The organism is Terriglobia bacterium (genome assembly GCA_020073205.1).
Taxonomy (GTDB): domain Bacteria; phylum Acidobacteriota; class Polarisedimenticolia; order Polarisedimenticolales; family JAIQFR01; genus JAIQFR01.
Genome location: JAIQFR010000106.1, coordinates 1 through 14,960, shown reverse-complemented (window position 1 = coordinate 14,960; position 14,960 = coordinate 1). Strand labels below are relative to the sequence as shown.

General features: G+C 68.8%; 13 protein-coding genes. 4 read left to right on the top strand and 9 right to left on the bottom strand.

Translation table 11 applies throughout. From position 1 onward, the window contains the following. The 7 genes from pstS to LAO51_16905 form a co-directional block, all read right to left on the bottom strand. On the bottom strand, window positions 1-1,021 hold a 1,021-nt coding region (gene pstS, locus LAO51_16935), incomplete at its 3' end, for a phosphate ABC transporter substrate-binding protein PstS (protein ID MBZ5640429.1). Window positions 1,022-1,030: 9 nt separating this feature from the next. Further along, entirely contained in the window at window positions 1,031-2,152 is a 1,122-nt protein-coding gene (locus tag LAO51_16930; GenBank protein MBZ5640428.1) for an OprO/OprP family phosphate-selective porin, read from the bottom strand. A gap of 63 nt (window positions 2,153-2,215) precedes the next feature. Further along, window positions 2,216-2,545, bottom strand: coding sequence for a hypothetical protein (locus LAO51_16925; protein MBZ5640427.1), 330 nt, complete (start codon window positions 2,543-2,545; stop codon window positions 2,216-2,218). Between the two features lie 96 nt (window positions 2,546-2,641). After that, a complete protein-coding gene (locus LAO51_16920) occupies window positions 2,642-3,679 on the bottom strand; it encodes an inorganic phosphate transporter (GenBank protein MBZ5640426.1) in 1,038 nt (345 codons plus the stop codon). A gap of 70 nt (window positions 3,680-3,749) precedes the next feature. Beyond that, complete coding sequence (locus LAO51_16915) at window positions 3,750-4,382, bottom strand: DUF47 family protein (GenBank protein MBZ5640425.1); 633 nt, start codon at window positions 4,380-4,382, stop codon at window positions 3,750-3,752. A 73-nt stretch (window positions 4,383-4,455) separates the two neighbouring features. Next, window positions 4,456-6,507 carry a hypothetical protein gene (locus LAO51_16910; GenBank protein ID MBZ5640424.1) on the bottom strand — a complete coding sequence of 684 codons (2,052 nt, stop codon included), beginning with the start codon at window positions 6,505-6,507 and terminating at the stop codon, window positions 4,456-4,458. A gap of 9 nt (window positions 6,508-6,516) precedes the next feature. Further along, window positions 6,517-9,177, bottom strand: coding sequence for an MMPL family transporter (locus tag LAO51_16905; protein MBZ5640423.1), 2,661 nt, complete (start codon window positions 9,175-9,177; stop codon window positions 6,517-6,519). A 213-nt stretch (window positions 9,178-9,390) separates the two neighbouring features. Here LAO51_16905 and rocD point away from each other — a divergent pair, with 213 nt between their 5' ends. The 3 genes from rocD to LAO51_16890 all read left to right on the top strand — a co-directional run bounded on the left by rocD (window position 9,391) and on the right by LAO51_16890 (window position 11,621). Further along, complete coding sequence (gene rocD / locus LAO51_16900) at window positions 9,391-10,611, top strand: ornithine--oxo-acid transaminase (GenBank protein MBZ5640422.1); 1,221 nt, start codon at window positions 9,391-9,393, stop codon at window positions 10,609-10,611. A 32-nt stretch (window positions 10,612-10,643) separates the two neighbouring features. Then, entirely contained in the window at window positions 10,644-11,090 is a 447-nt protein-coding gene (locus LAO51_16895; protein ID MBZ5640421.1) for a hypothetical protein, read from the top strand. Window positions 11,091-11,255: 165 nt separating this feature from the next. Next, window positions 11,256-11,621 carry a hypothetical protein gene (locus LAO51_16890; protein ID MBZ5640420.1) on the top strand — a complete coding sequence of 122 codons (366 nt, stop codon included), beginning with the start codon at window positions 11,256-11,258 and terminating at the stop codon, window positions 11,619-11,621. A gap of 12 nt (window positions 11,622-11,633) precedes the next feature. Here the strand turns inward: LAO51_16890 and hutI are convergent, their stop codons facing one another. Both hutI and LAO51_16880 read right to left on the bottom strand, forming a co-directional pair. Next, window positions 11,634-12,917 (bottom strand): imidazolonepropionase, encoded by a 1,284-nt coding sequence (gene hutI / locus LAO51_16885; protein ID MBZ5640419.1) that lies wholly within the window; start codon window positions 12,915-12,917, stop codon window positions 11,634-11,636. Next, window positions 12,914-13,429 carry a DivIVA domain-containing protein gene (locus LAO51_16880; GenBank protein ID MBZ5640418.1) on the bottom strand — a complete coding sequence of 172 codons (516 nt, stop codon included), beginning with the start codon at window positions 13,427-13,429 and terminating at the stop codon, window positions 12,914-12,916. The genes hutI and LAO51_16880 overlap by 4 nt, the downstream gene beginning before the upstream one ends. A gap of 159 nt (window positions 13,430-13,588) precedes the next feature. Here LAO51_16880 and LAO51_16875 point away from each other — a divergent pair. Then, a partial coding sequence (locus tag LAO51_16875) for an O-GlcNAc transferase (protein MBZ5640417.1) occupies window positions 13,589-14,960 on the top strand: 1,372 nt, incomplete at its 3' end.

Here is a 14,960-nt window from a genome sequence, read left to right as displayed (position 1 = left end):
GGCGGATCCTCTTGAGCGCTTCGTTCTCGAGGCCGACCACTTCCTGGGGAAGGGGCGCGTACCCCAGCTCGGGCGCGAAGTTCTGACCGTCCTTCAGCGCCCACTTCATGAAGTCGACCATGATTCGGCCGCGCTGCGGGTCCTTCGGGCTCTGGTAGAGAAGGATCCAGGTGAACGAGGAGATCGGATAGGCGTCCTTCCCCGGGGCGTTGGTGATCGAGACGCGGAAGTCCTTGGGCATCTGGGTCGCGGCGGCCGCCGCGGCGGCGGTCACCGAAGCGGTCGAGGCCTTGATGAACTCCCCGTCCATGTTCCGGACCGCGCCGTACGAGATGCGGTTCTGGAGCGCGTAGATCAGCTCGACGTAGCCGATCGCTCCCGGCGTCTGCTTCACGAGGCCGGCCACCCCTTCGTTCCCCTTCCCCCCTACCCCGACGGGCCAGGCCACCGACGTGGACACGCCCACCTTTTTCTTGAATTCGGGCGAGACCTTGGAGAGGTAGTCGCAGAAGATGTAGTTGGTGCCCGAGCCGTCGGAGCGGTGCACGACCGTGACGTCGGTGGCCGGCAGCTTCAGGCCTGGGTTGTCCTTGGCGATCGCCGGGTCGTTCCACTTCGTGATCTTGCCCATGAAGACGTCCGCGAGGACCGGCCCCGAGAACCGGACCTCTTCTGCGACACCTTCCAGGTTGTAGACGGGGACGACCCCGCCCAGCACGGTCGGGAAGTGGAGGACCCGGTCCGGCGCGGCCAGGAGCTGCTCCTCGGTCATCGGACCGTCCGAGGCGCCGAAGAACACCGTCTTGGCGGTGAGCTGGCGGATCCCCCCGCCGGAGCCGATCGACTGGTAGTTGATCTGGATCTCGGGATGCAGCTTGTTGTACTCCGAGAACCACTTGGAGTAGATCGGGTAGGGGAACGTGGCGCCCGCTCCGTCGATCTGGACCGTCTGCGCGGTGGCGGGGAGCGCGGCGAGAGCCGACGCGATCAGGACCGGGAGGAGGAATCGGCTGAGCTTCATGGCGTCACCTCAGAAATTGAAGAGGGCGTGGAGCGCGTAGCGCTTCTCGTCCGCCGGGTTCGTCGTCGGGTAGCCGTCGTACTTCACCTGCTCGTAGTCGAGCAGGAACGCGGTGCTGACGCCCTTCAGGACCTTCGGCCAGTAGGCCACCCCGGCGACCGTCCGTTTCTTGGTCTCGTCCGTATCCTTGTTCGGCTTCAGATCATCGTACCGCAGCAGAATCTCCCAACCGTGCGGGAGCCGTGGCGTCGCCCAGGCCGACCAGCCCGAGGACTTGACCTCGGCATCCACGCTCGACGCCTGGTCCTTGGCGTCCAGGACCTCGAGTCCGGCGTTCACCCGGGAGTGCTCGAAGGTCACGTCGCCGACGAGCCGGTCCCTCGCTCCGCCGCTGATCGGCGCGTCCTTGTCGTAGAACGCAGTGATCCGAAGCCCCTTGACCCCGGGGGCCATCGGCGCGGGCCGCAAGCTGGCGCGAATCTGGACGGCTTTCTCGTTGTTGGCCTCGGCCTTGCTGTACCCGTCGCCGTTGTAGTAGCCGAAGTGGACGTCCCCGTAGTTCCCGGGGAAGGTGAACCGGGATGACAGGCCGGAGTCCGACGAAGTCAGGTACCCTTCGCGGTCCACGAAGATCGGCCCCTGGAACCGGTACCTGTAGATCCCTTCCTGGAAGTCGATGTAGGGCGTCTGCTGGAGCCCGAGGCGGACCCAGGAGCCCTTGACGAGCCAGTCGTCGAGGTTGAGCTGGCCGAACGCGTACTTCATGCGGACCACGTAGCTGCCCTTGATGTCGGCGGTGGCGGTGTTCTCCTGCTTGATGTCCGGCGTGATGCGGTAGGAGAACAGGTGATTGATGTCGCCGATGATGTTGATGTACGCCCGACCGACCTCGAAGGTGCTGGGGTTGTAGGTCCCCGCGGCGTTGGTGGCCTTCGGCTCCGACTGATAGGTATAGTCCACGAAGAGGGTCCCACCGACCTTCACCGAGGGCGTGTCGTCCGGCGGAGTGCTCCCGGCGGCGGGAGTGACCTGGGCCTGCGCGACGCACGACGCGCCGACCAGAACGAGGACCGCGAGGGCGGCGGGAACCGACCTCGCCGGCGATGCGCTGCTGCGGATGTGGAACTTCATCAAGCGATCCTCCTTTCGGGAGACGTTCTAGACACGGCTTGAAAACACGGGGCAACGCCACGGTTAATTCCCCGTTAAACGTGCGGAACGCGGGGGGAGCGGGCCCCTGAGGTGGGCCTCGTCGGCGCTCAGGATCTCGAAGCTACCCACGAGATCCGCCTCGTCCTCGACGAACAGCCTGAAGCTCCGGGCCCCGAGAGAGCGACCGCGGCGCGCCTCCCGCGCGATCCCCCGGAGCAGCTCCAGCTCCATCTCGGCGCCGGCGCGCTTTCGGGCCTCGGCGGAGAACATCGTGCGGCACCAGAGCCGCCCGTGGATGCACCAGAACCCCTGGTCGTCGAAGGCCCCGTCCACCGCGACCACGGAGCCGGGCTGCTCGAGGTAGTAGGACACGGCTCGATCCTCCCCTTTCGAGGATCGCGTCGCGATGTGTCGGGAGTGTTAAGGCCGCGGAAGATCGAGGTTAAACCGCCTCGAACCGCCGGGGATTCAGAAACGCGATCGGATCGCCGCGATGAGCCACCAGGCCACCGCCCCCATGATCCCCGAGGCCGGTATCGTCAGCACCCACGCCCAGACGACGCGACGCGCGATCCCCCAGCGGACCGCGGACAGCCGCTGGATCGCGCCGACGCCGATGATCGCGCCGGTGATCGTGTGGGTCGTGCTGACCGGGATCCCGAGCTTCGCCGACGTGAACAGCGAGACCGCCGCGGCGGTCTCGGCGCACGCGCCGCTGTAGGGGTGGAGCTTCGTGATCTTCATTCCCATGGTCTTCACGATCCGCCATCCGCCGGCCATCGTGCCCAGCGCGATCGCGAGGTGGCACACGAGGACGATCCAAAACGGGAACTGCACGCTCCCGGTCTCGAACGCGGTTTGCCGGCTCTTCCAGACGCTCGCGTACAGGAGCGCCGCGATGATCCCCATGGTCTTCTGGGCATCGTTCGTTCCGTGACCGAGACTGTACGCCGCGGCGGAGCCGAGCTGGATCACCCGGAAGTACCTATCCACGCCGGCCTGGGTCGCCCGCCAGACGACCCGGATCAGGATCGACACCAGGATCAGGGCGAGAGCGAAGCCGATCAGGGGGGCGATGACGATGAACTCGACGGTCGCCACCACCTTGCCCATGTGAAGCACACCCCCGGACTGGCCGGCGAACGCCATGGCCGCCCCGCCGAACCCGCCGAGGAGCGCGTGGGACGAGCTGGTCGGCAGCCCGATGTACCAGGTGATCAGGTCCCACACGACGGCGCCCAGGAGCCCCGCGAGGATCACGTCGGGCGTGACCCACTCCGGGTAGACCCACTTGGCCACGGTGTTGGCCACGTAGACCCCGAAGAACCAGGCCGCAGCGAGGTTCCACCAGGCCGCCCAGAGCACCGCGTACGCCGGCGACAGCACGCGGGTCCCGACGACGGTGGCTATCGAGTTGGCGGCGTCGTGGAAGCCATTGACGAAGTCGAAGGCCAGCGCGACCAGGACGATCAACAGGATGTACGGGTGGGTGGCGATCGCCACCAGGTCGTTCAGGAATCCGGAGAACACTCGGCGGCTCCCGGCCTCGGCGTCGGCTTCGGTTGGGGGAAGGACCCTACGTGTACTTCACGAGCACGGTCTCGAGGATGTTCGCGACGTCCTCGGCCTTGTCGGTCGCCACCTCGAGGTGCTCGTAGAGGTCCTTCCACTTGATGACTTCCATCGGATCCTGGCCGTGGTCCTTGAACAGCGAGGTCAGCGCGTCGCGGGCGACCTGGTCGGCATCTTCCTCGAGCTGCTTGATCCTCACGCACTGCCTCAGGAGCGTCTCGGCTTCCTTGAGATTCCGGAGCAGGCCCACCCCCTTGACGATCTCTTCCGAGGCGCGGGTGATGATCCGGCTCAGCTCGATGGCGTGCGGCGTCGGCTTCGGGATCTGGAAGGTGACGAGGCGCTTGGCCACCGAGTCCACGTAGTCCAGCACGTCGTCGAGCTTACTGGTCAGGTTGTAGATGTCCTCCCGGTCCAGCGGCGTGATGAAGGTCTTGTTCAGGAGGTCGAGAATCTTGTGGACCAGATCGTCGCCGGCGTGCTCGACGTCGTGGATCTCCTTCGCGGCGAGGTAAACGGCGTCCGCCGAGGAGAAACCCTCGAAGCACTTCTGCAGGAGCCGGGACCCCTTGAGGGTGTTGTCGGCCTGCTGCTCGAGGAGCGCGAAGAACTCGACCTTTCTCGGGATCAGTCGCATCGGTGGTCGTTCTCCTGGGAGTATGGGAGCGTTTTCTATCACCGACCGCGCCGGATCACAAGCGACGTGGGTGCTACCCACAAGGGTCGGGGGCCGCTTCGTTCCGCGACAGCCAGTCCAAGGCCCGATCGATCTGGGGAGCGAGCCACTCGCGCCCCCCGGACGGCGCGCCGGCGCTCCCGGCGTCCCCGTCCCGCGGGGAGCGACGGCCGAGCCAGGAGAGCGGCCAGACGATGACGGCCACGAGCGCGGTGAGCGGCGTCGCCAGCCTCACCATCCCGTGTTCGAGCCGGGTCGCCGTTCCCCCGTAGATAGGGATCGCGCAGGCCAGGCTGGACATGGCGCTTCGGATCAGGAAGCGCCCCAGCCAGGGCCGCCGGTGGTAGAACTGGAACGGGAACGCCAGGGTCCCGAAGACCGGGATCGGGCTGATCACGAACGCCACCGCGTACGACGTGCGCTTGTCCTGACGGCGCAGCCACCGGTACGTGGTGATGAAGACGCGGAAGAAGGAGGTGTTGACGAGGAGCGCGAGGCCGACGGGATTCCAGGGGGAGACGAGGAGCATCCCCACGCCCAGCGCCTTGAGCGCGCTGGTCAAAGGCTCGAAGAACTTCAGCGCCAGGTGCATCCCGAACCCCCGGGCATACTCCGGCGCCTCGCCCCCGCGGATCTCCCCGATCAGCTCCCCGCGGCCGGCGTCGTCGAGCCGGCCGAGCCCTTTCCACCTGCGCGTCGAACCCTCGACGAAGGAGTAGGCGAGGTGCTCCTGGATCCTCTCGGAGACGAGCGCGAGGAGCGCGACCTGGATCGCCGAGCCAAGCTCGCGCCAGTCGGCCAGGTAGCGATGGAGCCTCGCCGGCAGGATCGCCGCGGACACGTCGTGGATCATGAATGGGAAAAGCGACCGGAGGCCTCGCGTCAGCCGGCCGATGCCCGCGGCGGGAATCCGATGCTCCTTCAGGAAGACCGCGGCCCGGCGCTCCTGGTAGCCGCGGAACTCGGCATCGAGCACCCGGGGATGGAGGAGCGCGCGGAAGAACCTGGCGCGAAACGCCCGGTGGCCGGCGACCCTTTGGATCAGCTTGCCGAGGGGCGTCGGGACCATCCCGAGGAGCACGAGCGGGTGCAGGAAGAGGAGCCGGGAGCCGCCGAGGCGCGCCGCCGCCCGCTCGTCGAGGCGCCCCTCCGCGCGCCACCGGTCCGCGAGGGCGGACCGGACCGTCGTCCGGAGGTCCCGGTCGAACAGGAGCGACGTGCGATGGCGGCCGGGCGCCAGCTCTCTCCGCTTCCAGAGGCGGCTGTGGTGGATGAGCCGCTCTGCCGAGGCCTCGACCCGCGCGAGCCCGTCGGTGCCCAGGGCGGAGCGGAGGCGCTCGTGGCTCGATTCGAGATAGGCGAGGAGCCGCTTCTCGTCCAGATCGTCGAACATCGGGAAGGGCTGCCCGGTGAGCGCGAGGAACACGTACCGCGGCGCCAGCACCGCCGGAATCCCCGACTCCAGGTCCACGCAGACGAACTCGCCGCCGGCGTTCCGGAGCAGGTTCGCCGTGGAGACGATCGCCGCCGTGGCGACCTGCCATCCGCTCCCCACGAGCCCGGACCGCAGGAGGCACTTCTCCATCGCGCGCATCTGGCGGAGGAGGCCGCGCATCTCCCGCGGCGCCCCTCCCCCCTCCGGCCCCGAGTGCGGCCTGGGCGGAGCGACGGGCCTGCCCTCTATCCACTCCGTCCCGAGCACCCAGTGGCCGGCGTTGCACCGCCGGACGTAGAGCGCCTCGGCGACGCGGCAGCCTTCCTCGGCGGCGAGCAGCGCGCCGGCGACGTGCCGGCGGTAGAGGCAGGAGAGCGCCGCGTCCTCGTCGAGTCCGTACGGGAACGGCGCTCCGAAGAAGACCTTGTAGACCGCCCGCGTCAGGCCGGCGGGGACGAAGTGCTTCTCGACGACCTTCCTGCTGCCCTCCGGCGTGCGGAGATCGACCAGGACCGCATGGGCCGCGCGCCCTCTCCCGAGAACCCGGAGCCGCGTGACCTCCGCGGGGCCGGTCCGTCCGAGCCCGTAGTCGAGCGTGGTCTCCTCGACCGTAGGAGCGAGGAGCGCCGCGGAGCCGTCCTGTTCCGGCATCCCGGTATCCTAGCCGATCTTCCGCTCGCGACGTGCCATGAGGGCCGGCACCAGGCTCAGCGAGGTGAGCAGGCAGGTCACCGACCCGAGGAGGGCGACGATGCCCAGGCTCCGTAGGGCTGGGTAGTTCCCCAGCATGAGGATGCCGAACCCGCCGACGTTCATGAGCGCCGCTAAGACCACCGCCTTGCCGGTCTCGAGGAGCCCCGCGTCCACCCGCCCTCCGCTGAGGTTCATGCGGTTCACCAGGTGGATGCTGTAGTCGATTCCCACGCCGAGGATCATGGTCGCGACGAACGCGTTCACGTAATTGACCTGGATTCCGAAGACCTTCATGAGCCCGAGCATCATGACGACGCCGGTCAGGAGCTGGGACATGGCGACGCCGGTCAGGCTCAGGCTCCGGACCAGGCGATCCAGGTTGACCCGGACGCCGCGGATCCCGAAGGTCCGGCCGGAATCGGGGCGGCCGAAACCGGCCAGGGTGTAGAAGTCCAGGAGGAGAAGGACCGATACCAGGACGAGGCCGAGAACCACCGCGCGGATCGCGTCCCGCACGAAGACCCTCCGCATCTCCTGGCCCACGACGTTGGTTCCGGTCACGACGACTCCCGGATCGCCGGCCGTCAGCGCGTCCACCAGCCCCGGCGGCGCCTCCCGCTTCCACCTCCGCTCGGTGGGATACAGGTAGGTGACGATCCGGACGCCGTCGGGACCGCGGTTCACGTAGCGGTCCACGAGCCGTCCGAGGCCCCGCTGCTCCAGGTCCAGGACGGTGATCGGCCTGGACGGAGCCAGGAAGCCGCGCATCCGGTCGAGGTAGTCCGCGAACGGCTCCCGGCGGAAGCCGTTCTCCCCCAGCGCCTTCAGGAACGTCGCCTCGATCCTCCGCGCGTCGAACTCGCCGCCCGCGCCCGCCCGGAGCGCCGCGATCACCCTTTCCTGCTGCGCCGCCGGCGGCAGGTAGGAGAGGATCGACTCGGCCGACCCGATGGTCCCGTCGCGCAGGAACGGCGCGAGCCTCTCCTCGACCTTCTGCGTCAGAGCCACCGCCTCGTCCACGGTCCTCCCCTCGGCGATCGCCATCATGTACGACAGCGACGCGCCGAATCTCTCCGAGATCTCGTCGAGCGTGCGCGTGGACTCGGACCGGTTGCTGCGGAGCGCCTTGATCGAATCGTCGAATTCCAGCCGGAGCGCGAGCCAGCCCCCCGCCAGCGTGAGAGCGGCGACGGCGACGACGGTCGCGACGGGATGGCGGGCGCACGCGGGCATCATCCGCTCGAGGCCGAAGGACTGCAGGTGGAGCTTCTGGACCACGTCCGTCTTGCGCGAGCGCACGCCCTCGTTCCACGCGATCATCGCCGGCAGGAGGAACACGATCACCAGCGCGCAGAGCAGGATCCCCGTGCCGATCAGAAAGCCGAGGTCGAAGAGGCCGCCGAAGCTGCTGATGCAAAGGGCGTAGAACGTTCCGGCGGACGTGATGGCGCCGGTGAAGACGCCGAGCCCCGTCTGGCCGACCATCCGCCCCGTGGCCTCGGCCAGGGTGGCCCCCCGCTGCCGCTCCTCCACGTAGCGGGCGTACATCACGATGGTGAAGTCGGTGCCGAGCCCCATCAGGAGTGCGGTGAAGGACGAGGAAGCCGAGTTCAGCCGCCGGAACACCAGGTAGGCCACCGCGAAGGTGAGGGCCTGACCGACCATGAGCGGTACCGTGGAATAGAGGAGGGCGGCGAATCTCCGGTAGCACAGCCAGTAGAGCGCGGAGACCGTGAGCAGGGACGCGAAGAGGTTGAACCGGACGTCCTGTCGGACCAGCCCGGCCTCCTCGACGGCCATGGCGTGGTTGCCGCTGTAGCGCGCGAGAATCGCGGTCGCCTTCGCGCCCGGTCCCGCCTCCTGGAGCAGCTCGGCTCGCGTCGCCGCCTCGTCGGCGCGAACGGCCGCCAAGAGCGTTCGGTCGAAGTCCAGGTCCTGCGAGGGGCCCGTCGGCTTCACCAGCAGGATCAGGCTCTTCCCGTCGCGGGCGAGGTAGTAACCGTCGGAGAGGTCGATCCTGAGAGCCCCGCGATGGCCCAGGAGCCGGTTCAGGAAGAGCGGCATCAGCCCCAGCGGGTCGCGCAGGACGAGGTTCTCGGCGAGGGTCGCGGTGGGCGACGCCTGCGCCAGCCGGTTCTCGCGGAACTGCCGCAGGATCGCCTCGTCGGTGAGCTTCGCCGCGACGGCCTTGAGCTCCTCCGGCGGCAGGAACAGCAGGGCGTTCTCCGACAGGAGTTTCAGGAAGCCGGCGTCCGGCTGGAACCGGTACTCGACGAACTGCACGAGGTCGCGCCGCTGTTGGAGCTTCTCCGCAAGCAGGTCGGCGAAGTCCTCGAGCTCGTCCGGCCCCTCCCCCTCCCCGGCCTGCAGCAGGACCATCAAGTAGTCGATGGAGCCGAAGTCTCGAAGCGCCGATTTGAAGGTCTCGATCTTGCGATTGCCGTGGGGAAACAACTCGAGGATGTCGGATTCCAGCTCGAGGTGGGAGCCCAGCCATGACGACAGCGCGACCAGGAGCGCGGTGACGAGGAGGACCAGCCCCCAGCGGCGCCGGCTGAAAGCCTCGGCCCTCAGGAGAGCCCGTTGCTTGCGCCCGGCCAGGGGCTCTCCGCCGTCTTGTGGGCCCATGCGCCAATGGCTCCAGATCGTCGCCGGGGAGAGGTGCCGAGGTCCCGGCCGGAGAGCGCGATTATTCCGCCCCGTCCGGGACACGTCAAGCCGCGCGGCGGCCGGGGCGACGCCCGTGTGCTATGCTGAGTCCACGAATCGCTCCCCCGCTCAAGAACCCGCCGCGCTGGACGCCGCAGGACCGCGAGGAGCGTCGAGGAGACCCTGAAGACCATGGAAACCGTCAAGAAGTCCGCGAGCGAGTACATACGGATCGAGGACGAGTACGGCGCCCACAACTACCATCCGCTCGACGTCGTGGTGGAGAGGGCCGAGGGTGTTTGGGTCTGGGACGTGGAGGGGAACAAGTACCTCGACTTCCTGGCGGCCTACTCCGCCGTGAACCAGGGACATTGCCATCCGCGCATCCGCCGTGCGATGACCGAGCAGGCCGCCAAGGTGACGCTCACGTCACGGGCGTTTCGGAACGACCAGCTCGGTCCGCTCTACCGGCAAATCGCCGAGCTGACCGGCTACCGCCGCGTGCTCCCGATGAACTCCGGTGCGGAGGCGGTCGAGACCGCGGTGAAGGCGGCGCGGAAATGGGGGTACAAGGTCAAGGGGGTACCGGAGGGGAAAGCCGAGATCCTCGTCTTCTCCGGGAACTTCCACGGTCGCACCACCACCATCGTGAGCTTCTCCGACGACCCGCAGTACCGAGACGGCTTCGGGCCGTTCACCCCCGGATTCTCGATCCTGCCGTACGGGGACCTCGAGGCCGTGCGCCGCGCCATGAACCCGAACGTCGTGGCGGTGATGGTCGAGCCGATCCAGGGCGAGAGCGGGATCATCGTGCCGCCTTTCGGCTTCCTCCGGGGGATCGAGGAGGCGTGCCGGAAGCACCGGGCCCTCCTCGTGGTGGACGAGATCCAGTCGGGGCTCGGACGCACCGGGAAGCTGTTCGCGTACCAGCACGAGGGGGTTCGCCCCGACATCGTGATCGTCGGGAAGGCCCTCGGCGGCGGGTTCTACCCGGTCTCGGCCATCCTCGCCGACGACGAGGTCATGGGCGTGTTCCACCCCGGCGACCACGGGTCGACCTTCGGGGGAAACCCGCTGGCCGCCGCGGTGGCTCGCGAATCGCTCCGAGTCCTGGTCGAGGAGAAGCTGGTGGAGAACTCCGAGCGCCTCGGCGCCTACTTCCTCGAGCGGCTCAGGGGGATGAAGAGCGCGCACGTCAAGGAGATCCGCGGCAAGGGGTTGTGGATCGGCGTCGAGCTGTCCCCTGAGGCGGGCGGCGCGCGCCGATATTGCGAGGCCCTGATGGGGAAGGGTCTACTCTGCAAGGAGACCCACGTGAACACCCTTCGTTTCGCGCCGCCCCTCGTGATCACCCGTGAGGAGCTCGATTGGGCCATGGAGCGCATCGAGGAGACGTTCCGCGATCTCGCGTGATCCTCGCTCGACGAAGCACCGGAGGAGGCTTTTTGGCGCAGAAGTATCGGCAGCACGGGTACAAGGAAACGGACTGGCAGGACCGTGGCCAGCGCAGACCTCCACCGCAGAAGCCCCTCACCCCCGAGGAGAAGGCGCAGCAGCGCTCGCTCAAGCACGCGCTGAGCCGCGAAGCCAACGAGGTGGTGCGCTGCCCGGATTGCGGCCGCAACATCCCGGCAATCGGGGCGATCGGCCCGGAGTCCACCTGCCCGCACTGCAACGCGCCGCTCCACTCCTGCCGCGCGTGCCGGCACTTCGACACCGCCGCCCGCTGGGAGTGCCGCGCGGAGGTGCCCGAGCGGGTCCCCGAGAAGGGGAAGGCGAACGCGTGCGCGCTGTACGACGCGCGCCTCGTGCTGGACGCCACGGGCCGCAGGACCGGGACCCCGCAGTCCGGCGACCCGAAGTCGGCGTTCGACAACCTGTTCAAGAGATAGCGGGTCGGGCCCGGTCGGGCACACCTCTCCGATCACCTTCACCAGCACGCGCTTCGGCCGGCGCTGGGCCGGGTTGTCTCCCCAGGGGGCGAAACCTATATTCGACCCCGCCCGCGGTCCGACGCCGGGGGCCGGGGCATGCAATCGCCCCGGGGGGAGCGCGACGTGGCCATGCTACACGGGGAGAAGGGTGAAGGACGCATCGGGCTGCTCATTTCGCTGGCGCTCCTCGCGATGGGGATCTTCGTGGGCGTCAAGATCATCCCGGTCCGGATCAACGCCTACGAGTTCGGCGACTTCATCGAGCAGGAGTGCCGATTCGCGGCGGTCCGGAACCAGGACTCCGAGGTGGCGAAGCGGATCCTCGCCAAGGCCACCGAGCTGGAGATCCCGCTCAAGAAGACGGACCTCAAGGTCGAGCGGACTGCCAACGAGATGATCATCACGGCCGAGTACGTGCAGCCGATCGACCTCAAGGTCACCGTCTACACCTACCGCTTCTACCAGAGGGAGAAGGCCCCGCTCTTCTGAGCGCGCGGGATCCTAGAAGGCTCGCGGCACCACCTGCCCGTCGTCGGCGACGACGCGGCCGGCGGCGATGACCGTGCGGACGCGCGGGACGCCGAACCGGTAGACCAGGTGGTGGCGGCTCGGAACCGCGTGGACCACGATGTCCGCGCGTTTCCCCGGCTCGAGGCTCCCGATCCGGTCCGCCCGGCCGAGGGAGTGCGCGGCGTTCAGGGTGGTCGCGGTGATCGTCTCGTCCACGCCGAGGCGGGCCGTGAGACAGGCGAACCACATGACGGCGCTCATCGACTCCGTCGGGCAGCTGCCGGGATTGAAGTCGGTCGCGGCCACGACGGGTACCCCGCCGTCCGCGAGCCTTCGCCCCGGCGGCCGGCGGTCCTGCATCAGGAAGAACGTGGCCGCGGGGAGCAGCACGCCGCAGGTCCCGCTCCGCGCCAGCGCCTCGATTCCCGCGTCCGACACGTACTCGAGGTGGTCCGCGGAGGCGGCGCCGAGCTCCGCAGCCAGCTCCGCGGCCCCATTCGCGGCCAGCTGATCCGCGTGGACCCGGACGCCGAGGCCGCGCTCCCGCGCGGCGAGTAGCACCCGCCGAGCCTCGTCGATCGAGAACGCGTGCGCGTCGACGAACGCGTCGGCGTATTCCGCCAAGCCCTGCCGCGCGACCTCCGGGATCATCTCCTCGACGAGCTGGCGCAGGTACCCCTCGCGATCTCCCTGGTGCTCCGGGGGGAGCGTGTGAGCGCCGAGGAACGTGGGAACGACCTCCACGGGATGGCCGTCCGCCGCGGCGCGCAGGGCCAGGAGCTGCTTGACCTCCGCCTCGGGCGACAGACCGTACCCGCTCTTCGCCTCGACCGTGGTGGTTCCGAGGGCGAGCATCGCGTCGAGACGCGCCTGCACCAGGTGGACGAGCGTCGTGAGGCCTGCGGCACGGGTCGCGGCGACGGTCGAGAGGATTCCCCCACCCCGGGCGGCGATCTCGGAATAGGTCGCGCCGCGAAGCCGCTCGTCGAATTCCGATTCGCGCCACCCCGCGAACGGGAGGTGCGTGTGGGCGTCGACGAACCCGGGAAGCACGGTGCCCCCGCGGGCGTCCACGACCCGGCCGCCCGGCTCCATCTCCACCGCCTGGCGGAAATCGCGCTCGGTGCCCACGAAGACGATCACCCCGGCGCGGCACGCCACCGCGGCGTCCCGGAGGGTGCGAATCCTGCCGAGATCCGCGCCGGTGCGGGCGGTGCGGCCCTCGGGGGTGGCCAGCTCGGAGATGCCGACGACGGCCAGGTCGGCGCGGATCATCCCGCTTCGGTGGAGGTGTTGCGACGGCGGAGGAACCGGACGTTGTCCAGCTCCGCTCGCTCTTGCTTGCGGAGGTCGAGGAGCGCCAGGTGCTCCTCGATGGCGCTCCGCAACCGGTTCTCGAAGGCATCGCGCTCGAGCTTGACGCGCCCGATCTCGGCCTCGATGCGGGAGAGCTGGTCCTGGGCCTGCTCGAGGAGTCGCTCGGCCTTGATCCGCGCCTCCTTGATCAGCAGCTCGGACTCCCTGTGCGTCTTCGCGGCCAGCTCCTCGGACATCTTCTGGGCGGTGACCAGGGTCTCCTGGAGCATGCGCTCACGCTCCCTGAAGTCGTCGATCCGTCCGCGGAGCGTCCCGCTCTCCTCGCGGAGCTGGGCGTTGTCCAGGTTGAGGCGCTCGATCTCCTCCGACACGGCGGTGAGGAAGAGGCGGACCTCGTCCCGGTCGAACCCCCTCATGCTCCTCTTGAAATCCTGTTTCTCGACGTCCATCGCGGTCAGGCGGCTCGACATGCTCGGACCTCCGGAAATCTCGGATCGCGGGGAAACATAATCCGTGCCGTCGGCCATTGCAAGAATGAAGCGAAGCTCGTCGACGGCCGCGCTCGCCGCCCGCGGATCGCGCTCGGTCGCGGCTTGCTCCTGGGCCCCGGTCCATGTTACATAGCGTCGATGTCGCGATCGTTCGCCGCGCGGTTTTGGCCCGCGGGCCTGCTGGTCGTCCTCACCTGTGCCGTGTACTCCGCCACCCTGTCCGCCGGATTCGTATGGGACGACGACACGAATGTCACCGCCAACCCGACGGTGCTCTCTGCGGACGGACTCGCCCGGATCTGGCTCGATCCGCTCGCGAACCAGCAGTACTACCCGCTGACGCACACCAGCTTCTGGATCCAGTACCGGCTCTTCGGAGCCCGGCCCGGGCCCTACCACGCCCTGAACGTCCTCCTCCAGGCGGCATCCGCGGTGTTGCTCTGGCGGGTGCTCCGGGGGCTCGCGATGCCGGGGGCCTGGCTCGCCGCCGGGATCTTCGCGGTCCATCCCCTGCAGGTCGAGTCGGTGGCCTGGGTGACGGAGCGCAAGAACACCCTCGCCGGGATCTTCCTGATGGTCTCCGCCCTCTACTTCCTGCGCGACGCCGGGCTGCTCGGCGCGAGTGACGCCTCGGCGGCTCCGCCGCGACGGGAGCCCCCGCGCCGCCACTTCGGTCTCGCCGCGCTGGCGTTCTTCCTGCTCGCCCTCGCCAGCAAGACGGCGGTCGCGACGGCGCCGGCGGCGCTTCTCGCCGTCGTGTGGTGGAAGCGTGGCCGCATCGGCCGGGACGTCGCGATGCGGGTGGCGCCGCTCGTGGCCTTGGCGATCGCCGCAGGGGTTGCGACGGCGTGGATCGAGAAGCACCACGTCGGCGCGACCGGCGGCGCCTGGTCGCTGGGCCTCCACGACAAGGTGCTGCTGGCGGGGCGGGTCCTCTGGTTCTACGCGGGGAAGTTCGCGTGGCCGTCGGGCCAGGCGTTCATCTATCCCCGGTGGACGCTCGGCGGAGGCGGCCCGCTCGTCTGGCTGAGTCCGGTGACCGCCGCGCTCGTGCCGGTCGCGCTCGGCTCCGCGCGCCGCTGGATCGGAAGGGGCCCCGCGGCGGCGGCGCTGGCGTACGGCCTCCTGATCGCCCCCGCCAGCGGCTTCTTCGATCTCTTCTTCTTCCGGTACTCGTTCGTCCAGGACCACTTCCAGTACTTCGGCTGCATCGCGCTGGCGGCTCTGCTGGGGGCGGCTCTCGCTTCGCTCGTGCGCCAGAGGATCGCGTTCGCCTCGGTTTCCGTGGCCATCGTCCTCGTCCTGGGCACCCTGAGCTGGCAGCGCTCGCACGTCTTCAAGGATTCCGAGACGCTGTGGCTCGACACGCTGGCGCGGAACTCCGGCGCGTGGATGGCTCGCGCCAACCTCGCGAAGCTCTTGACCGCCCGCGGCGATGCCGATGCCGCTGCGGTCCAGCTTCGAGAGGCGGTGCGGAGCCACCCGCAGGAAGCCGAGGTCTACAACCTGC

Coding starts and splice junctions, on each gene's coding strand:
- LAO51_16930 (MBZ5640428.1), bottom strand. CDS start 2,152: ATGAAGTTCCACATCCGCAGCAGCGCATCGCCGGCGAGGTCGGTTCCC.
- LAO51_16915 (MBZ5640425.1), bottom strand. CDS start 4,382: ATGCGACTGATCCCGAGAAAGGTCGAGTTCTTCGCGCTCCTCGAGCAG.
- LAO51_16910 (MBZ5640424.1), bottom strand. CDS start 6,507: ATGCCGGAACAGGACGGCTCCGCGGCGCTCCTCGCTCCTACGGTCGAG.
- LAO51_16905 (MBZ5640423.1), bottom strand. CDS start 9,177: ATGGGCCCACAAGACGGCGGAGAGCCCCTGGCCGGGCGCAAGCAACGG.
- rocD (MBZ5640422.1), top strand. CDS start 9,391: ATGGAAACCGTCAAGAAGTCCGCGAGCGAGTACATACGGATCGAGGAC.
- hutI (MBZ5640419.1), bottom strand. CDS start 12,917: ATGATCCGCGCCGACCTGGCCGTCGTCGGCATCTCCGAGCTGGCCACC.
- LAO51_16880 (MBZ5640418.1), bottom strand. CDS start 13,429: ATGTCGAGCCGCCTGACCGCGATGGACGTCGAGAAACAGGATTTCAAG.